Annotated in this window: 17 protein-coding genes; 8 read left to right on the top strand and 9 right to left on the bottom strand. The window is 72.6% G+C overall.

Translation table 11 applies throughout. From position 1 onward, the window contains the following. Positions 1 to 21: 21 nt before the first annotated feature. From ACZ52C_RS18900 to ACZ52C_RS18880, 5 genes are read right to left on the bottom strand one after another with little or no spacing between them, the layout of a single operon-like run. Entirely contained in the window at positions 22 to 894 is an 873-nt protein-coding gene (locus tag ACZ52C_RS18900; protein WP_469075805.1) for a 5-oxoprolinase subunit C family protein, read from the bottom strand. Then, a complete protein-coding gene (locus ACZ52C_RS18895) occupies positions 891 to 1,502 on the bottom strand; it encodes a 5-oxoprolinase subunit B family protein (RefSeq protein WP_469075804.1) in 612 nt (203 codons plus the stop codon). The genes ACZ52C_RS18900 and ACZ52C_RS18895 overlap by 4 nt, the downstream gene beginning before the upstream one ends. Then, positions 1,499 to 2,257, bottom strand: a complete 759-nt coding sequence (locus ACZ52C_RS18890; RefSeq protein ID WP_469075803.1) for a LamB/YcsF family protein — start codon at positions 2,255 to 2,257, stop codon at positions 1,499 to 1,501. Before ACZ52C_RS18890 ends, ACZ52C_RS18895 begins: the two co-directional genes overlap by 4 nt. A gap of 24 nt (positions 2,258 to 2,281) precedes the next feature. Next, positions 2,282 to 3,127: a putative hydro-lyase gene (locus ACZ52C_RS18885; RefSeq protein WP_469076147.1), complete on the bottom strand. Its 846-nt coding sequence runs from the start codon at positions 3,125 to 3,127 to the stop codon at positions 2,282 to 2,284. Positions 3,128 to 3,132: 5 nt separating this feature from the next. Beyond that, positions 3,133 to 4,452, bottom strand: a complete 1,320-nt coding sequence (locus tag ACZ52C_RS18880; RefSeq protein WP_469075802.1) for an MFS transporter — start codon at positions 4,450 to 4,452, stop codon at positions 3,133 to 3,135. 150 nt (positions 4,453 to 4,602) lie between these two features. Here ACZ52C_RS18880 and ACZ52C_RS18875 point away from each other — a divergent pair, with 150 nt between their 5' ends. The 4 genes from ACZ52C_RS18875 to ACZ52C_RS18860 all read left to right on the top strand — a co-directional run bounded on the left by ACZ52C_RS18875 (position 4,603) and on the right by ACZ52C_RS18860 (position 12,675). Beyond that, the gene (locus tag ACZ52C_RS18875) at positions 4,603 to 5,301 is read left to right on the top strand and encodes a GntR family transcriptional regulator (RefSeq protein ID WP_469075801.1); all 699 of its coding nucleotides are present in this window, start codon (positions 4,603 to 4,605) and stop codon (positions 5,299 to 5,301) included. A gap of 87 nt (positions 5,302 to 5,388) precedes the next feature. After that, positions 5,389 to 6,912, top strand: a complete 1,524-nt coding sequence (locus ACZ52C_RS18870; RefSeq protein ID WP_469075800.1) for a hypothetical protein — start codon at positions 5,389 to 5,391, stop codon at positions 6,910 to 6,912. A gap of 34 nt (positions 6,913 to 6,946) precedes the next feature. Then, positions 6,947 to 7,831, top strand: coding sequence for a hypothetical protein (locus ACZ52C_RS18865; RefSeq protein ID WP_319106026.1), 885 nt, complete (start codon positions 6,947 to 6,949; stop codon positions 7,829 to 7,831). 62 nt (positions 7,832 to 7,893) lie between these two features. Next, positions 7,894 to 12,675, top strand: coding sequence for a hypothetical protein (locus ACZ52C_RS18860; RefSeq protein ID WP_469075799.1), 4,782 nt, complete (start codon positions 7,894 to 7,896; stop codon positions 12,673 to 12,675). Positions 12,676 to 12,765: 90 nt separating this feature from the next. Here ACZ52C_RS18860 and ACZ52C_RS18855 read toward each other — a convergent pair whose 3' ends face one another. From ACZ52C_RS18855 to ACZ52C_RS18840, 4 genes are all read right to left on the bottom strand, one after another. After that, the gene (locus ACZ52C_RS18855) at positions 12,766 to 14,316 is read right to left on the bottom strand and encodes a GMC family oxidoreductase (protein WP_469075798.1); all 1,551 of its coding nucleotides are present in this window, start codon (positions 14,314 to 14,316) and stop codon (positions 12,766 to 12,768) included. An 85-nt stretch (positions 14,317 to 14,401) separates the two neighbouring features. Further along, on the bottom strand, positions 14,402 to 15,991 hold the full coding sequence (locus ACZ52C_RS18850) for an APC family permease (RefSeq protein WP_469075797.1): 1,590 nt from the start codon (positions 15,989 to 15,991) through the stop codon (positions 14,402 to 14,404). Between the two features lie 68 nt (positions 15,992 to 16,059). Next, positions 16,060 to 17,526, bottom strand: coding sequence for an aldehyde dehydrogenase family protein (locus ACZ52C_RS18845; protein WP_469075796.1), 1,467 nt, complete (start codon positions 17,524 to 17,526; stop codon positions 16,060 to 16,062). 261 nt (positions 17,527 to 17,787) lie between these two features. Continuing rightward, entirely contained in the window at positions 17,788 to 18,339 is a 552-nt protein-coding gene (locus ACZ52C_RS18840; protein ID WP_469075795.1) for a hypothetical protein, read from the bottom strand. Positions 18,340 to 18,757: 418 nt separating this feature from the next. Between ACZ52C_RS18840 and ACZ52C_RS18835 the strand changes: the two genes are divergently transcribed. The 4 genes from ACZ52C_RS18835 to ACZ52C_RS18820 are packed head-to-tail and all read left to right on the top strand — an operon-like array spanning position 18,758 to position 23,044. Then, positions 18,758 to 21,544, top strand: coding sequence for a nitrate- and nitrite sensing domain-containing protein (locus ACZ52C_RS18835; RefSeq protein ID WP_469075794.1), 2,787 nt, complete (start codon positions 18,758 to 18,760; stop codon positions 21,542 to 21,544). Then, positions 21,541 to 21,975: a roadblock/LC7 domain-containing protein gene (locus ACZ52C_RS18830; protein ID WP_086802489.1), complete on the top strand. Its 435-nt coding sequence runs from the start codon at positions 21,541 to 21,543 to the stop codon at positions 21,973 to 21,975. Before ACZ52C_RS18835 ends, ACZ52C_RS18830 begins: the two co-directional genes overlap by 4 nt. Positions 21,976 to 21,984: 9 nt before the next feature. Continuing rightward, a complete protein-coding gene (locus ACZ52C_RS18825; protein ID WP_086802490.1) occupies positions 21,985 to 22,380 on the top strand; it encodes a DUF742 domain-containing protein in 396 nt (131 codons plus the stop codon). Between the two features lie 58 nt (positions 22,381 to 22,438). Beyond that, complete coding sequence (locus tag ACZ52C_RS18820) at positions 22,439 to 23,044, top strand: GTP-binding protein (RefSeq protein ID WP_469075793.1); 606 nt, start codon at positions 22,439 to 22,441, stop codon at positions 23,042 to 23,044. Positions 23,045 to 23,078: the final 34 nt, after the last annotated feature.

Raw genomic sequence — 23,078 nt, 5'->3', positions numbered from 1 at the left:
GACGCCGGGTGCCGCCCCCGATCAGCGACGGTGCCGGACGGCGACGAAGCGCACCGGCGTCCCCGGCGTGGCCTGGGCCGCGCCGGGCAGGTCCGCCGGGTCGACGACCGCGATCACCGGGTAACCCCCGGTGGTCGGGTGGTCGGCGAGGAAGACCACCGGACGGCCGTCCGGCGGCACCTGGACGGCCCCCAGCACCATCCCCTCGCTGGGGAGTTCACCCGGCCGGGAGCGCTCCAGGGCGGGCCCCTCCGTGCGCAGCCCGATGCGGTTGCTCGCGGACGACACGGCGTAGGGACGCCCGGTGAGGGTGCGCAGCGCCGTGTCCGTGAACCAGTCGTCGCGGGGGCCCGGCGTGACGCGCAGCACCAGCTCCGAGGGCGGCGCCGGGTGCGGGACGACGTCCACGCGCGCGTGCGGGCGGCCCGGGCGGCCGAGGGGAAGCACGGTGCCGCCCGTCAGCGGGGGCGGACCCAGGCCCGACAGCAGGTCCGTGGAGCGGCTGCCCAGCACCGGCTCGACGGCCACACCGCCGGAGACGGCGAGATAGCCGCGGACGCCGGAGCGTGCCGGGCCGATGTCGAGGAGGGCACCGCCGGGGACCCGTACCGGTGCGCCCCAGGGGGCCGGACGGCCGTCCACGGTGACCGGACCGGGGGCGCCGCCGACGGCGACGGTGACCGCCGAGCGCGGACGCACGGAGCAGCCGGTGAGGGTGGTCTCCAGCACGGCCGCGTCCGGGGAGTTGCCCACCAGACGGTTGACCAGGGCGGCCGCCGGCGCGTCCAGGGCACCCGAGCGGGGCACGCCGAGATGGGCGTGACCGGGGCGGCCCCGGTCCTGGACGGTGGTCAGGGCGCCCGCGCGGACCACCACGAGGGCATCGTCCGTCACGGCGCCTCCAAGGGGGTGAAGCGGACCCGGGTGCCCGGGGCCAGCAGCGCCGCCGGTACGCGCGTGTGGTCCCACAGCACCGCGTTGGTCGTACCGATCAGCTGCCAGCCGCCCGGGGACGCGCGCGGGTACACGCCGGTGTACGGGCCGGCCAGGGCGACCGAGCCCGCGGGGACCGACGTGCGCGGGGTCGCCCGGCGCGGGACCTCGCGGGGCAGTCCCGTGAGATAGCCGAAGCCGGGGGCGAAGCCGCAGAACGCGACGCGGTACTCGGCCCCGGCGTGGACACGGGCCACCTCGGCCTCGTCGACACCCCAGTGGGCGGCGACGTCCGGCAGGTCGGGGCCGTCGTACCGGACCGGGATCTCGACGACGTCCTCGGTGCGCGGCGGGACGGGCGGGATGTCCCAGGAGGCGAGGCGTTCGGCGAGGCGGGACGGGGCGTCGAGACCGTCCAGGAGGACCGTGCGGGCGGCCGGGACGATCTCGGTCGCCGACAGGTCGCCCGTCGCGCGGCGGCGGAGCAGCTCGGCGTGCAGGGCCGCGGCCTCCTCGCCCGTCCCCACCTCGATCAGCAGGGCGCGGTCGCCGACCGGCAGGGCTCTCATGAGAACGCCTCCACGCGCACGCCGGAGGCCGCCAGAGCGGCGCGTACCCGCCGGGCCAGCTCCACCGCGCCCGGTGTGTCGCCGTGCAGGCACAGGGAGCGGGCCCGGACGGGGACGCGTACGCCGGAGTGGGACACGACCGTGCCGTCTCGGGCGAGGCCCACCGACCGTGCCACCACCGCGTCGCCGTCCGTGATCACGGCGCCGTCCTGGCCGCGCGGCACCAGCGTGGCCCGGTCGGTGTACGCGCGGTCCGCGAACGCCTCGGTGACGGTGGGCAGTCCCGCCCCTTCGGCCAGCGCGAGGAGACGCGAGCCGGGTAGGCCGAGGACGGGCAGCGTGGCGTCGGCGAGGCGTACCCCGTCGACGACCGCCGCCGCCTGTTCCGCGTCGTGCACGACGCGGTTGTAGAGCGCGCCGTGCGGCTTCACGTACGACACGCGCGTGCCCGCCGCGCGTGCGAAGACCTCCAGGGCACCGATCTGGTACGCCACCTCGGCCGCCAGTTCGACGGACGGCACGTCCATCGCGCGCCGCCCGAAGCCCGCCAGGTCGCGGTACGAGACCTGGGCGCCGATCCGGACACCGTGCTCGGCCGCCAGCTCGCAGACCCGTCGCATGGTGACCGGGTCCCCCGCGTGGAAGCCGCAGGCCACGTTGGCGCTGGTGACGACGGACAGCAGCCGCTCGTCGTCGGTCAGCGTCCAGCGGCCGAAGCCCTCGCCGAGGTCGGCGTTCAGATCGATGGAGCTCATGAATCCCATTCTCCTGCTGGTGCGTCAGAGCACGCGGTACTGCTCGTCGCGGGCGTCGGTCAGGAACATCTGGCCCGGGGCGTGCGTGATCGCGAACGGCGGGCGTGAGGCCGTCACGGCGGCCTGGGGCGTCACCCCGCAGGCCCAGAACACCGGGATGTCGTCCGGCGCGGCGTCGACCGGGTCGCCGAAGTCCGGACGGGACAGGTCCGCGATGCCGAGGCCCGCCGGCTCGCCGCAGTGCACCGGGCCACCGTGCACGGCCGGGAGCAGACTGCTCTCCCGGATCGCCGCCGCCAGATGCTCGGGCGGCACCGGACGCATCGACACCACCAGCGGGCCACGCACACGCCCGGCGGGCCGGCACTGGCGCGCGGTGACGTACATGGAGACGTTGCGGCCCTGCTCGATGTGGCGCATCGGGACGCCCGCCCCCGTCAGCGCCGACTCGAACGTGAAGCTGCATCCGATCAGGAACGACACCAGGTCCGCGCGCCAGACGTCGACCACGTCCGTCGGCTCGGCCACCAGCTCGCCGTGCTCCCAGACCCGGTAGCGCGGCAGGTCGGTGCGCAGGTCCGCGCCCGGGGCGAGCGGGGTCGTCCACGCGCCGGCGTCCGTGACGTCGAGCACGGGGCACGGCTTGGGATTGCGCTGGCAGAACAGCAGCATGTCGTACGCCCAGTCGGCGGGCACCGAGATCAGGTTCGCCTGGGTGTGCCCGGCGGCCACGCCCGCGGTGGGGCCCGCGGCACCTGTACGGAACCGGGCGCGCGCCTCTTCGGGCGTCCACGCGTGCGCGCGGGGGTCGAGGGACGTGAAGGGAGGGTCGTGCGGGGTGGTGGCCGGGCCCGCGTGCCGCGCGGTCAGGTGGTTCACAGGAGTTCCCTTCCGCGCGTCTCCGGCAGACCGAGCAGGGCGACGGCCGCCAGGCCGTAGCCGATCGCGCCGAAGACCAGCGCGCCGCCGACGCCCCAGCTGTCCGCCAGGAAGCCGACCGTCGTCGGGAAGACGGCGCCCACCGCGCGCCCGGTGTTGTACGTGAAGCCCTGCCCGGTGCCGCGGACGGCGACCGGGTACAGCTCGCTGAGGTACGAACCGAAGCCGCTGAAGATCGCCGACATGCAGAACCCGAGCGGGAAACCGAGCACCAGCAGCAGGGTGTTCGCGCCGTTCGGGATGTTCGCGTACGCCAGGATGCACAGCGCCGAGAGCACGGCGAAGAGCCATATGTTCCGGCGGCGGCCCAGCAGGTCGGTGAGATAGCCGCCGGTGAGGTAGCCGATGAAGGCGCCCGAGATCAGGAACGTGAGGTAGCCGCCGGTGCCGACGACCGACAGACCGCGTTCCGTCTTCAGGTAGGTGGGCACCCAGGTCGCCAGCGTGTAGTAGCCGCCCTGGACCCCGGTCGAGAGCAGCACCGCGAACACCGTGGTGCGCAGCAGTCCCGGCGCGGCGGCCGTGCCCGGCCGGAAGATCACGCCGAACGAGCCCTTCTCGGCGCTCCGCTCGCGCGCGGCCGCGGCCTGCGGGGCGTCCTCGACCGAGCGGCGCACCCAGATCACGAGCAGGGCGGGCAGCGCGCCGGTCCAGAACATCACGCGCCAGGCCAGGTCGTCGTCGAGAAAGGAGAAGACCATCGTGTAGACGATCACGGCCAGACCCCAGCCGACCGCCCAGGAGCTCTGGATCGCGCCCAGCGTGCGCCCCCGGTGCTTGGCGCTCGCGTACTCGGCGACGAGGATCGCGCCGACCGCCCACTCGCCGCCGAAGCCCAGCCCCTGGAGGGCGCGGAAGACCAGCAGGGTCTCGTAGTTGGGTGCGAAGCCGCAGGCCACGGTGAACACGGCGTACGTAGTCACGGTGATCATCAGCGCCTTGACCCGGCCGATCCGGTCCGCGAGCACGCCCGCGGCGGCTCCGCCGATCGCCGAGACGACCAGGGTGACCGTGGTGAACAGCCCGGTCTGGCCGTTGTCCAGGCCGAAGTAGGCCGTGAGCGCGACCATGCTCAGCGGCAGCGTGAAGTAGTCGTAGGAGTCGAGGGCGTAGCCGCCGAACGCGCCTCCGAAGGCGCGGCGGCCGCGCGGGCCGAGAGCCCGCAGCCAGCCGAGGGGACCGTCGTCGTCGGGACGGCCGTCCGGGGCGTGCTCGCTCGTGGAGGTCGGGGCCGGGGAGGGACGATTCGTGCTCATGAGCACCTCGCGGTGAGGGGGAGGGTGCGTGAGGACCGAGCCGTGGTGAGGGGTTTGGGGAAGGGCGCCTGTCCAGCAAGGTAGAGGATCGTTGAACGATCCTTCAATACCCCTGTTGTTTCGTTCTCCTCTCTGCGATTGAATTCCGGCATGGCCGCCGAACTGACGGGACTTGCCGACGACCGCGCCCTCCTGGGACGCACCAGCACCGCCGAGCGGGTCTCGGACATCCTCCGCAGCCGCATCGCCGAAGGCTTCTTCCCACCCGGGACCCGGCTGTCCGAGGACAGCATCGGCGGCGCCCTCGGCGTCTCCCGCAACACCCTCCGCGAGGCGTTCCGCCTGCTCACCCATGAACGACTCCTCGTCCACGAGCTCAACCGCGGCGTCTTCGTACGGGTGTTGACCGTCGAGGACGTGGTGGACATCTACCGCACCCGCCGCCTCGTCGAGTGCGCCGTCGTACGCGGGCTCGGGGAGCCGCCGTACGCCCTGGAACGGCTCGCCGAAGCCGTCACCGAGGGGCGACGGGCGGCCCGGGAGGGCGACTGGAAAGGGGTGTCCACCGCCAACATCCACTTCCACCGCGAACTCGTCGCCCTCGCCGGCAGCGCCCGCACCGACGAGCTGATGCGCAGCGTCTTCGCCGAACTCCGGCTCGCGTTCCACGTGGTGGACGATCCGCGCGAGCTGTACGAGCCGTACCTGGCGCGCAACCTGCTCATCCTGCGCACGCTGCAACGGGGGGAGCGGGACGAGGCCGAGCGGACGCTGGTGGCGTATCTCGACGACTCGCTCCAGCGACTGGTCGAGGTCTACGGACGGAGGGTGCGCGACGGCGCCCCGTGAGCGGTGCCACGGCCCGTCCGGCGGCTCGGCGGCTCGCCCGTCGGCGCGTTTGGGTCGTTGTCAGACCCAGGACCTAGTCTGTGCACCGTGACTTCACCCGCATCGACGGACAGTGTTCCGCCCCAGCTCAGCGCGGGGCCGCGCCCCGCGCAGGGGCCGGCCGCCGACGAGGGCCTGGCGCGCCGGCTGCGCGCGCTCGCCTGCACCGCGCCGCTGCACGACCTGGACGCGCGCAAGGCGAACCTCGCCGGTGAGTACACGGTGTACGGCATGGCCGAGGTCGCCCTCGCCGCCATCGACCTGGTCACCCTGAACATGGACTTCGACACGGGCGCGGACCACGACCAGATCGTCGCCCGCCTCATCCCGCGCATCGCCGCCCAGGCGCCCGGCCGGCCCGTCGAGGAGCACGAGCGGGTGGCCCGCTGGGTCCTGGAGAACCTGATCAACGTCGGCAGCGTCGACCGCGGCTTCCGGGCCGTGTACGGAACCTTCGCGCCCGACGGCACCTATGTCCGCCGCGACTACGACTTCAAGCTGATCGAGGAGGTCCCCGGCTACGGGGGCGGCGTCTACCTCCGCACGACCGACGAGGCCGTCAACGTGCTCGTGGGCGCCCTCGACACCGATGTCACCAGCGCGCAGATCGCCGCCGAGGTCAAGCTGGAGGTCCTGATCAGCCGGGGCCGCCTCGCCGACGCCCAGCTCGCCGCCGAGCAGGCCCGCTACCGGACCGTGCAGTACTCGGAGACCCTGCGCAGGGCCCTGGACGCCACCCGGCGCAACGTCCGCGCGGTCGACTGGCTCCAGACCGTGCCCGACATGATCGCCGAGGCCCTCGACCACGTCGCCGACCGCTACCGCCACGAGAACGCGATCCTCACCAACATCCGCAAGGCCCGCGACGAGTCCGAGGACCCGGAGCAGAAGCGGCGCGCCGCCGAGCTGGTCGACATCGTCAAGGACTGCATCCGGCGGCACACCCAGTTGCAGTCCCGCCTCCTGGAGGCCGGGCCGCTGTTCCGCGCCGAGCAGGACCGGCAGGCCTTCGCCACGCCGATGACGACCTCCGGGATAGACCTGTACGGGCATCTCGTCGGGCCACTGCTGCCGCTGCCCGTGGAGGAGGCCCGGCGGGTGACCGACGCGTTCTTCGCCCGCGGCACCGGCTTGCGCACGCCCGGGTCCGTGCGGGTGGGGGACCTCGTGGAGCTGCTGTTCACCCCGCCCGTCGAACGGGAGCACCTCGGGGCGGAGATGCCGGAGCCCGACCTGATCGCCACACCCGACGACAGCCGGTTCAGCGAGGAGCAGCTGGCGGCGGCGAAGGAGCTGCTGGATCTGCCGGCGGACGCGCCCCGGCGGCTGTCCGGCCTGTTGGCCGAGGCGCGGCGCATGGATCCCGAACTGCCGTATCTGGTAGCCCTGTTGGCCGTCCACGCGGCGAGCCCCCCGGTCGGTACGGCCTATCGGCAGGGGGAGGAGAAGCTGCTGTTCGCCGTGGACGACGGGACGGAGCTGGACGATCCCGAGTTCGGCGGGGCGGATCTGATCGTGGGAATGGCCCTGCTGGACTCCGCGGGGATGGCAGCGGACAGGGAGGCGGCGTGAGGACGCCGTGTCATGAGATCGAGGAGTTCTTGTCGTGAGTGAGCATGTCGAGTGGAGTGAGCCGGAGACGGCAGCGGCTCCGGTGGCTGCCGCCCTCACTCCCGCCGACGCCGCCGACGCCGCTCGGCTCGTCTCCTTCGGGCTCCAGCCGAAGCTGCAGCCGGCCCGTGACCAGGAGTACGGCGAGCTGCTGCGCCGGTACCGCGAGGATCCGGCGTTCGCCCGGCTCGCCGACGCCGTCGCCACCGGGCTCGGGCTGGTCGTCCTGGAGGTGTCGCCGCGGGCGGGGATGGCGGTGACGGCGGCCGAGGACTCGGTGTTCGCGGTGCGCATGGGGGACTACGCCCGGCGGACGTCCGCGGACTCGGTGGACCGCTTCCTGCACGGACTGGCGCATCTCGCCGTGGCCGCGATGGCCTTCCCCCGTCCCGAGGACCTCGCGGACGACGGATACATCGGCCGGGTCTCGGTCCACGGCGTCGACGCCTTCGTACGGCAGGCATGCCGGCGTCTGGAGGAGCGCGCCGAGGAGCAGGGCGAGAACACCGACCCGGCGACCGACGCGCCGGGCCTGGAATCGGCCTGGCGGATCTGGGCGAGACGCAGCTCCACCGGCGCCACCAAGGACGCCCGCCGACTGGCCGGGTCCACCACCGGCATCATCGGCAAGGCGGTGGGCTTCCTGACCGACTCGGGCTTCCTGCAGCGCACGGGCGACGAGAACGGCGGTACGTATCGCACGACCGCGCGTTATCAGCTCCAGGTGCGGGACATGGCGGGCAGTGCCGCGATGGCCGAGCTGCTGGAGCTGGGCGTGGTCCCGGTCACCGACGGATCGGCCACACTGCTGCCCCCCGAGGACACCGACGACCTGGAGCTGGTGGCCGACGCCGGACTGCCGTTCCACTCACCGTCCTGATCCCCTGATCTCCGCTCCCGCCCCCGCACGATCCACCGTCATCACCGCGAAAGTCCCCCGCCATGTACGAGCTGTCCCGGGTCCGCCTCTACTCCATCGGGCCGGCCGGTGCGCGCTACGCCGACACCGTGCTGGACCTGAGAGGTGTGGGCGAGTACGTGCCCGACCCCGCCCCGCGGCAGGCGGAGTTCTTCCAGGACGAGCCGACCGAACCGCCGCGCCGGCCCGCGCCGGCCGGGGTGCTCTTCCTGGAGAACGGCGGCGGCAAGTCCGTGCTGCTCAAGCTGATCTTCTCGGTGATGCTGCCGGGCCACCGCAACACCCTGGGCGGCGCCAGCTCCGGAGTGCTGCGGAAGTTCCTGCTGGCGGACGACTGCGGGCACGTCGCCCTGGAGTGGCAGCACACGCTGACCGGCGAATGCGTGGTCGTGGGCAAGGCGAGCGAGTGGCGGGGGCGCCAGGTCTCCAACGACCCGCGGAAGTTCGCCGAGGCCTGGTACTCCTTCCGGCCCGGCCCGGGGCTGAGCCTCGACAACCTGCCCGTCGCCGAGACCACCGCCGTACGGCCGCCCGTCGAGGGCGCGTCCGGCGCGCAGGGGCGGCGGCGGACCATGAAGGGGTTCCGGGACGCCCTCACCGAGGCGGGCAAGGCGTATCCACACCTCGAAGTGCACTGGGAGGAGATCCACGACCGCTGGAACGAGCATCTGACGGACCTCGGTCTCGACCCCGAACTCTTCCGCTACCAGCGCGAGATGAACGCCGACGAGGGCGAGGCCGCCGGCCTCTTCGCGGTGAAGAAGGACTCCGACTTCACCGACCTGCTGCTGCGGGCCGTGACCGACACCCGGGACACGGACGGACTGGCCGACCTCGTCTCCGGGTTCGGCAACAAGCTCGGGCGGCGGGCGGAGCTGATCGCCGAACGGGACTTCACGGCAGGGTCCGTCGATCTGCTGGGCCGCATCGTGGAGGCGGCCGAGGGGCGCTCCCGGGCCCGGGACGTCCACACGGCCGCCGAGCGGCGCACCCGCACCCTGGCCCGGCGGCTCTCGGCACGCGCGACCCGGGAGCGACTGCGGGGCACCGACCTCGCCCAGCGGGTCACGGCCGCCGCGTACGCGGTCACGCACTCCGAGGCCGCGCGTGACCGCAGCGCCCTCATCGCCGCCGAACTGGCCTACCGGCACGCCTCGTTGGCGCTCGCCGCCGCCGAGAAGTCGGCCGCGGCGCAGAAGCGGGAGCTGGCCGACGCGCGCACGCTGCACTCCGCCTGGCAGGCCGCCGAGGTCGTGCTCAGGCACCGGGCCGCCGCCGACCGCGCAGCCAGGGTGGCCGCCGCCATCCAGGAGGCCGAACGGGACGCCGCCCCCGCGCTCGCCGCCCGCGCCAAGGCCGCCGTCGACCTCGTGCGCGCCCTGCACGCCGCCGCCGAGAGCGCCGAGAACCTGGCGAACGAGGGCGAGGAGAAGTCGGCCGCCCTTCAGGAGGTCGGCGAGGCCGCCCACCGGGACGCGACCGCCGCCGCCACCGAGGCACAGCGCGCCCGCAGCGAGGTCGGACACCTCAAGCAGCGGCTCGGCGAGGTCGAGCAGGAGACCGCCGAGGCGGTCCGCGCGGGCTGGCTGGACGACAGCGCGCCCGACGCCGACCCGGCCCGGGCCGCTCTCGCCGCCAGCGACGCCGAGAAGACGGCCGTCGCCGCCTGGGACACCGCGCGCGAGGCCGCGCGCCGTGCCTCCGAGCACGCCCGGGAGGCGGCCTCCGCCGAGTCCCGCGCGGAGCTCACGGCCGCCCGCGCGGCGGACGCGGCGATCGCCGCCGAGCGCGCGTACGACGGGGAGCGACGCACCGCGGAGGCCCTCGCGGAGGAGGAGCGGCTGGCGGAGCTGCTGAGCCTGCCGGGTGCCGTGGGCAGGGCCTCGGGAGGGGTGCCGGGACCTCGCCGGGGCGGGGACGCCGACGCCGACGGCGCGACCGGTGTCGGCGCCACCGCACGGGCGGCCGGCGCGGACGCCGTCGGCGGTTCGGGCGGGGCGAGGGGCTCGGGCGGTCAGGCCGGGTCGAGCGGCGGGGGGAGCGCGGGCGGTCCGGGCGAACGCGATCTCGCCGAGGGCCCCCTCACCCCCGAGGAGCTGGACCGCTTCGCCGACGAACTGCGTGAACTGCTCGACGAGAACGTGTCGTCCGCCGAGCGGAACCTCTTCGAGCTGCGCACCGCCGCGGCCGACGACTCCCGCATCCTCGGCGCCCTCGGCGACGGCGGACTGCTGCCGCCGGGCCCCGACGTCCTGGCGACCGTCGAGTTCCTCGGTGAGCACGGAATCCCGGCCCTCCCCGGCTGGCGCTACCTCGCCCAGGCCGTCGACCCCACCGACCACGCGCGCGTGCTCGCCGCCCGCCCCGAGCTGGTCGACGGTGTGATCATCACCGACCCCGACTCGCACGCCCGGGCCCGTGAGGCACTGAGCGACGCCGCCCTGCTCCCCAGGTCCGCCGTGGCCGTCGGCACGGCCGCCGCCCTGCTGGCGCCGACGCCGCCCATGGACGCGGGCGACGGCGCCTCCTCCGACGTCTTCCTCGTCCCGCCGAACCCGGCCATGCACGACGAGCACGCCGCCGACGAGGAGCGTCAGGCGCTGCGCGCGCGGGCCACCGCACGCGACGAGGAGATCCGCGAACTGGCGGTTCGGCTCGGCAAGGACCGGGAGCTGGCGGCCCGACTCTCCTCCTGGCGCAGGGGCTGCCCGGCGGGACGGCTCACCGAACTGGCCGACGCCGCGCGGGAGACGCGCGCGTTCGCCGAGGAGGCCGAGGCGGAGCTCGCGGAGGCGCGGACCGTGCGGGCCGAGGCCGACGAGGCGGCCGCCGAGGCCGCCCAGGTCCGGGACGAACGGCAGGAGGCCGCACAGAAGTCCCGCCGTGCCGCCGACGCGCTCGCCGGACTCGCCTTCCGGCTGCGTGAACGGGCCGGCTGGCAGGCGAAGCTCCGTGAACTCGCCGACGAGGCCGCCGAGTCCGAGGCCCGCGCCCAGTCCTGCCTGGAGCGGGCCCGCGCCGCCGACGAGGACCGCCGTGCCACCCAGCGCGGCGCGGACGACGCCCGCCGCACGGCGCGCGCGCTGCGCGCCGAGCGCGCCGAGATCGCGGGTGCCCCCGACGACGTACCGGAGGCGGAATCCGACGCCCCGAGGCAGCCCCTCGCGGCCCTCCGCGAGGCCTACCGCGCCGCGTCCCAGGTGTACGAGAAGGTCGGCGTCGATGCCGATCTGCGGGCCGAGCAGGCGCGGGCCGAGAGCGACGAGAGCGCCGCGATCGCCGAGCTGGACCGGCTGACCAACAAGGTCCGCAACCGCGCCGAGCAACTGCTCCAGTCGCCCGACGGCTCCGACGGGCCCTCGCGGCAGGCGGCGGCGGCACGCGCCGAGGAACTTGTCCAGCTGCTGGAGACGCGGATGTCCACCGCGAGCGAGCAGCTCGGCCGGTTGCGCGGCGAGGCCGAGCGCCTCGCCCCGGAGGACGGCGAGACGCACACGGAGCTGCCGGAGGAACTGCTCCCGCGCGACGCCGAGCACGCGCAGGCCCTGCTGCGCACCGCCACCGCCGAACTGGCCTCGCGCGCCGAGGCGTTGACCCTGGCCCGCGAGGCCCACGCCGAGCTGCTGGAGTCCCATCGCGCCGCCGAGGACGCGGCCGGCGGCTTCGACGAGACCGCCGCCCTCCTGCGGGACCTCCTGCGCGACCACTCCACGGACGACGAGCAGGAGGAGCCCGAGCCCTACCCCGGAGGGCTCGATGAGGCCCGCAGGGCCGCCGCGGAGGCCCGCCGCTCGCTGCGCGGCTGCGCCGCCGACCTCTCCGCCGCCGAGGGCTCCGTGCGGGAGGCGAGCGACGTCCTCGTACGCCACGCCAACTCCACACGCTACGAGCAGGTCCGTACCCCGGCACGTCAGCAGATCCGGGAGCTGCCGGCCTCCTCGCTCCCGGAGCACGCCCAGAAGTGGGCGGACGCGTTCGCGCCCCGACTCCGGGTCCTCACGGACGAGTTGGCCCAGCTGGAGCGCAACCGGGACTCGATCGTCGACCGGCTGCGGGGTCTCGTGGAGTCGGCCCTCGCGACGCTCCGCTCCGCCCAGCGGCTCTCCCGGTTGCCCGAGGGCCTGGGGGAGTGGTCCGGCCAGGAGTTCCTCCGGATCCGCTTCGAGGAGCCCGACCAGGCGACCCTCACCGAACGTCTGGGCGAGGTCGTCGACGAGGCGACCCGCGCCGCCGTGAAGAAGAACTCCGACATGCGCCGCGACGGCATGTCCCTGCTGCTGAGGGGCGTCAGCGCCGCGCTGCAGCCCAAGGGCGTCGCCGTGGAGATCCTCAAGCCGGACGCGGTGCTGCGGGCCGAGCGCGTCCCCGTCGGTCAGATGGGCGACGTCTTCTCCGGCGGTCAGCTGCTCACCGCCGCCATCGCGCTGTACTGCACGATGGCCGCGCTGCGCAGCAACGACCGGGGACGGGACAAGCACCGCCACGCCGGCACCCTGTTCCTGGACAACCCCATCGGCCGCGCCAACGCGACATACCTGCTGGAACTCCAGCGCGCGGTCTCGGACGCCCTCGGCGTCCAGCTCCTCTACACCACCGGCCTCTTCGACACGACGGCTCTGGCGGAGTTCCCCCTGGTCATCCGCCTCCGCAACGACGCCGACCTACGGGCGGGCCTCAAGTACATCAGCGTGGAGGAACACCTGCGCCCGGGACTGCCGCAGCAGCCCCGGGCGGGAGAGACGGTGCACACGGAGATCACGGCCACGAGGATGTACAAGAGGCCGACGCCCAGCAGCGCCCCATAAAAGCGGGGCTGCGCCCCGTGAGGGGCGCGGGGAACTGCGCGACCAGCCCCGACGGACCCGCAGTTCCCCGCGGTTCTGCCAGCACGGCGACTACGCGTCCGCCTTCAACAGATCCGCGCACTTCTCGCCGATCATCATCGTCGTGATGCACGGATTCACGGTCACCAGATCCGGCATCACCGATCCGTCCGCCACCCGCAGCCCCTCGATGCCCTTGACCCGCAGTCGCGCGTCCAGCGGAGCCGAGGCGTCGTCGTCCGCGCCCATCTTCACCGTGCAGGCCGGGTGGTAGACGGTGTTGTGGGTCTTGCGGATGTAGTCGAACAGTTCCTCGTCGGTCCGTACGTCGGGCCCGGGCGCCAGCTCGGCCCCGGCCCACCCGCTCAGCGCGGGCTGCGCCGCGATCTGCCGGGCGAGCCGCAGCCCGTACGTCATCACGCGCACATCGTGCTCGTGCGTGAAGTAGCGCGGGTCGACCTTCGGCTTGTCCCGGTAGTCGCGGGTGCGCAGCCGCACGGTGCCCCGGGACTTCGCCCGCGTCACGTTCGGCGTCAGACAGAACGCGTTCTCGGAGGTGGGGTAGCCGTGCCGGGCCGTGTTCATGTCGAACGGCACGGACCCGTAGTGGAACATCAGGTCGGGCCGGTCCAGGCCCGGTTCGGTGTCGTAGAAGATGCCGGCCTCCCACCACTGGTTGGACGTGGTGGGCATCGGCTGCGCGGCCTCCCACATGATGACGCCCTCGGGGTGGTCCTGGAGGTTCTCGCCGACGCCCGCGGAGTGCACGACCACGTCGACGCCGACCTCGCGCAGCTGTTCGGCGGGGCCGATGCCGGAGAGCATCAGGATCTTCGGGGTGTCGATGGCGCCGCAGGAGACGATGACCTCCCGCCGCGCACGCACCGTCCGGGTGTGGATCAGGTCCGGGTCCAGATACTCGGCGCCGACGCAGCGCCGCCCGTCGAGCACCAGCTTCTTGGCGCGGACCCCGGTGCGCACCTCCAGGTTGGGACGCCGGCCCATGATCGGGTGCAGATACGCCACCGACGAGGACTGGCGGATGTTGTTCTCGTCGGAGTTGATCTGGAACCAGTTGGCGCCACGGATCACCGTCGTACCCGTGTTGAACGGCGTCGTCGGGATACCCGCCTGGGCGCACGCCTCCAGCAGGGCGTTGCCGCAGGGGTCCTCGCTCTTGATGGTGCGGAGCTTCACCGGACCGCTGCGGCCGTGGTGGTCGCCGGGCGCGTCGTTGGTCTCCAGCCGCTGGTAGAGCGGGAAGAGGTCGGCCGCCGACCAGCCCGTACAGCCCGCGGCCGCCCAGTCGTCCAGGTCCTCCGCCGGTGCCCAGAAGGCGATGCAGGAGTTGTGGGACGAACAGCCGCCGAGGACCTTGGCCCTCGCGTGGCGCATGAAGCTGTTGCCGCTGGTCTGCGGTTCCACCGGGTAGTCCCAGTCGTAGCCGGACTCCAGCAGGCCCATCCAGCGTTCCAGCTTCAGGACGTCGTCGTCACCGACGTCACTGGGGCCCGCCTCCAGGACGCACACCGTGACCGAGGGGTCCTCGGAGAGTCTGGCCGCCACCACGTTTCCCGCGGTTCCGCCGCCGACCACGACATAGTCGAACTCGTCTTCGATCATGGGGAGTTGACCTCCTGGATGCTGTGCTGTCGAGCTGCTGTGCTGTGCTGGTCGATGCTCTGCCGTGTGACGCCGCTGGGGGCTCTCAGTCCGCCGCGGGCGTGGCGAGGGGGGCGGCGGGCGGCACTGACGGGGTGGCCCCGGCCTCGGCGGCCACGCGGTGCTCCGCGAGCACGCCCGTCCTGTGCCGCTGGACGAACCAGTAGTAGGCGAAGCCACCGCCGGCGATGATCCCCACGAAGAGGACGGCGCCCCACTGCAGGTACCAGTGGAAGGGGGCGGCCGCGTTGTAGACCGCGGCGCGCGGCCAGATCAGGTTGAGGGTCATGCCCGCGCCCCAGAGCACGGCGAGGATGTTCACCGGCAGGCCCCAGCGGCCCAGCGAGAACCGGCCGTCCCCGGCGGGCTGCCATGTGCCGCGCAGCCGCGCCACCAGCATCGGCACGGTGACGCCCAGATAGGCCAGGTAGATCATGATGATGCCGATGCTGGTCACCACGGTGAAGATCTGCGGCTGACGGATGTTGACCACCAGGATCGCCAGCGCCAGCACTCCGATGATCACGGTCGGCAGCAGCGGCGTCTGGAAACGCGGGTGGATCTTGGCGAGCTTCGAGGAGGCGGGCAGGTTGTTGTCCCGGGCCATGGCGAAGGTCAGCCGGACGGCGGCGGTGTGCACGGCCAGGGCGCACACGGTGACCGCGATCAGCACGCACCACAGCATCGCCTTGCCGGCCGTCGGGCCGAGCACGTTGAGCACGACGTACTGCAGTCCGTCCGTGGACAGCTGCTCGCCCTTCAGGCTGGAGACGCTCATCAGCGCCAGCAGCAGGATCAGACCGCCGAGGACGAACGAGGCGACGATCGCCCGGATGATCGCGCGCGGGGCGTTCCGGGTCGGGTCCAGGGACTCCTCACCGAGCGAGGCGGCCGTGTCGAAGCCGTACATGACGTACGCCGACGCCAGCGACGCCACGAGGAACGCGCCCAGATAGCCGTTGCCGTAGCTCGCGCCGGTGCCGTTGGTCTCCAGGACCACCTGCGGGCCGCGGGTGATGTGGACGGCGAACAGCACGATCAGCACGACGGTGGCGATCAGCTCGATGAACACGCCCGCCGTGTTGATCCGCGCCATCAGCTTGACGCCGAAGGCGTTCACCAGGGTGGTGAACAGGATCAGCACCGCGGCCAGGATGACCGCGTTGGTCGCCACGTCGTACGTGCCGGAGCCGTCCCCGACGATCTGGAACACGTCGGAGATCTGCGGCAGCGTCAGCTGGTAGGCCAGCGCGACCGCCGCGATCGACACGATGGAGGCGGTCAGCATCATCCAGCCGGCGAGCCAGCCCAGATGCGGATTGCCTATCTTCTTCGACCAGTTGTAGACCGAGCCCGCGACCGGATAGCGGGCCGCCAGCTCGGCGAAACAGAGCGCGACCATGAACTGGCCGACGAACACCATCGGCCACGACCACCAGTAGGCCGGGCCGCCGCTGGCGAAGCCGAAGTAGAACAGCTGGAAGGTGCCGGTCAGGATCGAGATGTAGCTGATCCCGGCGGCGAAGGTGTGGAAGTTGCCCAGGGTGCGCTTGAGTTCGGGCTTGTAGCCGAACTCGGTGAGTTCGGTGTCGTCGGAGGTGTTCTTCGGTCCGGTGGGTTGCTCAAGTGTCGTCATGAGCGGACTCCTGAAGGGCCTTGGGGAGGGGAGGGGGGAGTGGCTCTGCGGGTGCCGAGAACGACGGACTAGGCGAACCAACCCTGCGGTGCCGGGGCGGTGTTGCGCCAGATGTGCTTGGCCTCGCGGTACTCGGCGAGCCCCGCGGGCCCCAGCTCACGGCCGAAGCCGGACTGCTTGTAGCCGCCCCACTCGGCCTGCGGCACATACGGGTGGTAGTCGTTGATCCACACCGTGCCGATGCGCAGCCGGGCCGCCATCCGCTGGGCCTTGGCCTCGTCGGTCGTCCACACGGCACCGGCCAGACCGTAGATGGTGTCGTTGGCCAGCCGGACGGCCTCGTCCTCGGTGCTGAACCGCTCCACCGTCAGCACGGGCCCGAACGACTCGTCCTGGACCACGGACATCGTGCCCGTGCACTCGTCCAGCACGGTCGGCAGGTAGTAGAACCCCTTGTCGTACGCCTCGCCGCTCGGCCGCTCGCCGCCGCAGCGCAGCACCGCGCCCTCGGCGAGGCCCCGGGCGACGTACTCCTCGACCTTCGCGCGGTGGGCGGCGGAGATGAGCGGGCCGGTCTGTGCCCGCTCGTCGAAGGGACCGCCGAGCCGGATCTCCCGCGCCCGGCGGACGACCTCGTCGACGAACCGGTCGTGCAGCGAGTCCTCCACCAGCAGCCGGGCGCCCGCCGAGCAGACCTGCCCCGAGTGCAGGAAGACGGCCGTCAGCGCCATGTCGACGGCCGTGTCGAAGTCCGCGTCGGCGAAGACGATGTTCGGGTTCTTGCCGCCGAGCTCCAGGGCGACCTTCTTCACGCTCGCGGCGGCGTTGGCCATCAGCCGGCGGCCGGTCTGCAGGCCACCCGTGAAGGAGACCAGGTCCACGTCCGGGTGCTCGGAGAGCGGCGCGCCCGCCTCGGGCCCGGCGCCCAGGACGAGGTTGGCCACGCCCTCGGGCACCCCGGCCTCCGCCAGCAGCCGCATCAGATGGATCGCGGTGTGCGGGGTCAGCTCGCTCGGCTTCAGCACGAAGGTGTTGCCGGCCGCGAGCGCCGGGGCCACCTTCCAGGCCGTCTGCAGGAGGGGGTAGTTCCAGGGGGTGATCAGCGCGCAGACCCCGACCGGCTCGTACACGACCCGGCTGTCCACGCCCGGCTGACCGGTGTCGACGACGCGGCCCGCCTCGGCGGTCGCCGCGCGCCCGAAGTAGCGGAAGCAGTTCGCGATGTCGTCGATGTCGTACTCGCTCTCCACCAGCCGCTTGCCGGTGTCGAGGGACTCGGCGCGCGCGAGCGCGTCCTTGTCGCGTACGAGGAGATCCGCCACGCGCAGCAGCAGGTCACCGCGGTCGGCGGGCGAGGTGGTGGGCCAGGGGCCCTCGTCGAAGGCGCGCCGCGCGGCGGCGATGGCCTCCACGGTGTCCTTGGCGCCGGCCTCGTCGACGACCGCGACCAGGCTGCCGTCGGCGGGGCAGCGGATCTCGCGCGTCCGGCCGTCGAGCGCGGATTGCCATGCGCCACCGATGAAAAGTTCGGGCATGTCTCTCGTTCCTCCTGGTCAGCGCCGTGCGACAGGCGCCCTCGCGGCTGAGCGCCTAACCGGAAGACCGTGTTCTATGCCCAAGAGGAGGTCAAATGTGACAGCCGACACGCCTGGTCGGAGCGCCGCCCCTGGTGAGAGAGGCCAGGAGGAGGCGGTGAGAGGCGTCAGGAGGGGGCGGCGAGAGCCCGCCGGAAGAGGGCGGCCGTCATCGCCGCCCGGAGGGGCGGGCCCTTCTCGGAAAGGCCCGCCCGGGCTGTCCTACGGGTGCGACAGCTGCCCGGCGCCACCCCGACGGCGTATTCGCTCCTGCGTACGCTCCGCCGCCCGCGCCTCGCGGCGGGCCCGCCGCCGCTCCCGGCGCAGGGAACGCGCGGTGCTGCTGGGGGCGGAGACCACCCCGTTGCGCTGCTTCCACACCTGGCGGGTCACCCAGACGTCCAGGACGCCCCAGGTCGCCGCGATGGTGCTCGCCACGCTGCTCAGCACCATGGGGAACGCCGCCCAGGAACCCGCGAGGGTGCACAGGAACGCCACCATCGCCTGAAGCAGCGTCACCGCGATGATGATGACCGCACGCACCGCCGCCGTCCGCACCGGATCGGGCAGCCGTGGCCTGCGCGCCGGCTCCTCGATCCACAACGGCCGGTAATACACCCGCTCTTCGTCGGCGCGCGGGGAGAGTCCCCGTTCTTCCACCGCGACGCCGCCCCCTGTCAGGAGGCCGCGATCCGGTGCCTGAGCGCTCCGCGCCGCCACCTCGGGCGCCGCCGCTCCGTTCCCGGATGCCACGCGCCGCTCCGCCGTGCCCATCAACTCGTCACTCCCCACCGCCGGTGGACCAACAGATCCGGATCCGTGGACCCGGCCCCCCACTGGTGCCCGACTTCCTCTGGTTTACGCCGCCTGGGAGCGGCCTGCGGGACCTGTGGCCCATTCCGCCCTCAATTCCCGTACAGAAAGACGATCGACGTGCGCCGAAGATTCCCACGGAACGAAAAAATCCGGCCAACCGGCAGACTTCCCCGACGGGATGTCATTGGTTCAAGTGCCGGACAGGGGGCGGCAATCTCCCCCAATGAACGGACAACTCCCCCTGTCCGGTTCACCCCTGGTATCACGGGTGCTCGGACCGCTCTTCGAGATACGCGCGAGTCGGTAGTAGGCTCACGCCGTTTGTTGACGCACATGTGTGCCCCCGGGCCTGGCGGGGGTCGAGCTGGGGGAGGCCATGCGCTTTCGCGGGAAATCGATCCGCCGGAAGATCGTGGCGCTGTTGCTCGTGCCCCTGGTGGCCCTGACGGGTGTCTGGACGTTCGCCACGGTGCTGACGGGCCGCGAGGCGAGCGATCTCTTCAGAGTGGCGGACATCGTCGAGGAGGTCGGCTTCCCCACCGAGGACACCGTCCGTGTGCTCCAGCAGGAACGCCGCCAGACCCTCATCTACCTGGCCGACCCCGATTCCTCCGAGGCGGTCACGGCACTCGACCGCAGCCGCACCGCCACGGACAAGGCCGTCACGGAGTTCCGCAGGCACGCCGGTGACAGCGACCTGCGGGACGAGATGGGCGAGGCCACCTCGCTTCGGCTGACGACGATCCTGGACGCCCTCGACACCCTGCCCTCCCTGCGGACGACCGTCGAGAGCGGCACCGTCACCGTCGCCCAGGCCCTCGGCCACTACAACGAACTCGTCGATCCCTGCTTCACCCTGCTGTCCAACCTGCCCGCGCTCGACAGTGTGGAGATGGACAAGCAGGGCCGCGCCCTCGTCAACGTCGGCCGCGCCCGCGAACTGCTATCCCGCGAGGACGCCCTGCTCAGCTCGGTGCTCGTCGCGAACCGCATCACCCAGGACGAGATCCGCGACTTCTCCGACCTCGTCGCCCAGCGCACCCTGATGTACGACATCAGCCTGCCGCAGCTGCCCACCGCCGACCGCGACCGCTTCGCCGACTACTGGAGGGGTGCCAGCACCGCGCCCCTGCGGTCGGTCGAACAGGCCGTCATCGCCTCCGACCCCGGCAGGCCCACCAAGTTCACCGCGAAGAGCTGGGACACCGCGGTCGAGCCCGTGCTCGCCGACCTCCGCGACCTCAGCATCGAGTCGGGCGACCACTACCAGGACCGGGTGCGCCCGCTGGTCACCAACGTCATCCTGAAGGCCGCCGTCGCCGGTGTCCTCGGCCTCTTCGCCCTGCTCGTCTCGCTCTTCATGTCCGTCCGCATCGGCCGCGTCCTCATCCGCGACCTGCGCCGGCTCCGCCAGGAGGCCCACGAGACCGCCGGGGTGCGGCTGCCCAGCGTGATGCGCCGGCTCGCCGCGGGCGAACAGGTCGACGTGGAGACCGAGGTGCCGCACCTGGAGTACGACAAGAACGAGATCGGCGAGGTCAGTCAGGCCCTCAACACCCTCCAGCGGGCGGCCGTCGAGGCGGCCGTCAAGCAGTCCGAACTCCGCAGCGGCATCTCCGAGGTCTTCGTCAACCTCGCCCGCCGCAGCCAGGTCCTGCTGCACAAGCAGCTCACCCTCCTCGACACCATGGAACGCCGGACCGAGGACACCGACGAACTCGCCGACCTGTTCCGTCTGGACCACCTGACGACCCGTATGCGCCGCCACGCGGAGGGCCTGGTCATCCTCTCCGGCGCCGCCCCCTCCCGGCAGTGGCGCAAGCCCATCCAGCTCATGGACGTCGTCCGCGCGGCCGTCGCCGAGGTCGAGGACTACGAGCGCATCGAGGTCCGCCGGCTGCCCCGGGTCGCCGTGACCGGCCCCGCGGTCGCCGACCTCACCCACCTGGTCGCCGAACTCCTGGAGAACGCCACGGTGTTCTCGCCCCCGCACACCGCGGTCCAGGTGCACGGCGAGCGGGTCGCCAACGGCTTCACCCTGGAGATCCACGACCGGGGCCTCGGCATGTCGGCCGAGGCACTCCTGGACGCCAACCTCAAGCTCGCCGAGACCCCCGACTTCGAACTCTCCGACACCGACCGACTCGGTCTCTTCGTCGTCAGCCGGCTCGCCCAGCGGCAGAAGGTCCGGGTCTCCCTCCAGCCCTCGCCCTACGGCGGCACCACGGCCGTGGTGTTCATCCCCGACGCCCTGCTCACCGACGACGTCCCCGACACCAACGGCATCGGCTTCCGCCTCGACCGCGCCCACCCCACCCGCGAGGCCGAGCTGGAGGAGGAGCGCAACGCGGCGCTCTCCCAGGTGCCGGTCCGCCTGCCCGGGCTCACCGCGGGCATCCTGGACGGCCCGGTGGAACTGGAGGCTCCGGTCGACCTGGAGCCGCTGGGCGGCTTCCCGGGCGTCCTCGGCGACGAGGAGGCCGAACAGGGCGGGCTGTTCCGGCCCCGCCGCTCCCTCTCCGGCGTCACCGACGAACAGCGGCAGCCGGTACGCGACGGCGAAGGCCGGCAGGCACCGCTCACCGACCCCGACCCGACGCTCGGCCCCGTGCCGCTGCCGCAGCGCCGGACCCCGCATCTCGTCAGCTCGCACGGCCGTTCGGTGACCGGCGGCAGGGTCAGGCACCCGGAGGACGATCCCGGTCAGGACGGTACGGCGGGCCCCGAAAGCCTCACCGACCCCCGGCCGCTCACCGCCCTGCCCCCCGGTGGGTTCGACGGCCCCGCGCTGCCCCAGCGCCGCCGTACGACCCCGCCGGGCGGCCCGGCCCCGACGACCTCGCCGTACGGCGCGGGTGAGCCCACCCCGCGCGCGGACACGACGACCGACCAGGCAGAATCAGCTCCGAGCCCGCTGCCCCGTCGCGTCCGACAGGCCAGTCTGGCACCGCAGTTGAAGGACGGCCCCGACCGGCGTGCCGAACGCGAGAGGTCCCGCCCCGACCGGCACCAGGACCCGACCGAACGCGACGCCGACGAGGTACGCAGCCGTATGGCCTCGCTCCAACGGGGTTGGCAGCGTGGCCGCGAGGAGAACGACGAGGGCGACGGCGCCCAGGGCGTCTCAGCACCACGAGGAACGACTAAGGGGGACGGTCGATGACCGCACCGAAGGCCGAGAGGACCGCGACGGGCACGTCCGGGGAGCTGAACTGGCTCCTGGACGACCTGGTGGAGCGTGTCGCCAGCATCCGCAAAGCGCTCGTGCTCTCCAGCGACGGACTGCCCACGGGCGTCTCCAAGGACCTCACCAGAGAGGACAGCGAGCACCTGGCGGCCGTCTCCTCCGGCTTCCACAGCCTCGCCAAGGGCGTCGGCCGCCACTTCGAGGCGGGCAGCGTCCGGCAGACCGTCGTCGAGCTCGACGAGGCCTTCCTCTTCGTCACGGCCGCCGGCGACGGCAGCTGCCTCGCCGTCCTCGCCGACTCCGACGCGGACATAGGCCAGGTGGCCTACGAGATGACCCTCCTGGTCAAGCGGGTCGGCGTGCACCTGGGATCGGCCCCGCGCACCGATGTGTCCCAGGGCGGGTAGTGGGATGGCATGAGCGGAGACGGTCAGGGAAGAAGCCACTGGTTCGACGACGAGGCCGGGCCGGTGGTGCGTCCGTACGCGATGACACGCGGCCGGACCAATCACGCGATCCAGCACCGCCTCGATCTGATCGCCGTGGTCGTCACGGAACCGCACGTCGACGACCCGGAGGAGGACCACTCCCTCTCCCCTGAGCACGTCCGTATCGTCGAGCTCTGCCGCGACACCCCGCAGTCGGTGGCCGAACTGGCCGCCGACCTGGACCTCCCCGTCGGGGTGGTCCGCGTCCTCGTCGGAGACCTCGTGGACGAGGAACTCGTCCACGTGACCCGCCCCGTACCGCCGGCCGAGCTGGTGGACGAGAGCATCCTGCGCGACGTCATCAACGGCCTCCGGGCGCTCTGAGCGCCACGGAGGCGGAGCGAACACGTGACAGACAACCCATCCAGCAGGAGAAAGACCGATGATCCTCGGGCGCTCTGAGCGCGGCACACCCCCGGTAGAGCCCGTCACGCTCAAGATCCTCGTGGCCGGCGGCTTCGGTGTGGGCAAGACGACCTGCGTCGGCGCGGTCAGCGAGATCAAGCCGCTGCGCACCGAGGAGGTGCTCACCGAGGCGGGCCGCCCGGTCGACGACACCAGCGGTGTGGAGAACAAGACGACCACCACCGTCGCCATGGACTTCGGCCGCATCACCCTGCGCGAAGACCTCGTCCTGTACCTGTTCGGCACCCCCGGCCAGGACCGCTTCTGGTTCCTCTGGGACGAACTCGCCTCCGGCGCCCTCGGGGCCGTCGTCCTCGTCGACACCCGCCGCCTGGAGGACTGCTTCGCCGCCGTCGACTACTTCGAGCGGCGCTCCATCCCCTTCGTGATCGGCGTCAACTGCTTCGACGAGGCCGCACGCTACCCCGCCGAGACGGTCCGTCAGGCCCTCGACCTCGACCCCGACGTGCCGGTCGTCCTGTGCGACGCCCGGCAGCGGGACTCGGTCAAGGACGTCCTCGTCGCCGTCGTCCGGCACGCGATGGCCCACGCCTCGGGGCATCGCCAGGCCGTCACCACGTGAGGCACGGCCCGTACCCCCGCCGACAGGGGTACGG

This window comes from Streptomyces sp. NPDC034049 (assembly GCF_055575575.1).
Note: the sequence above shows the minus strand (reverse complement) of the source record. Positions and strands in the feature narration are given on the sequence as shown.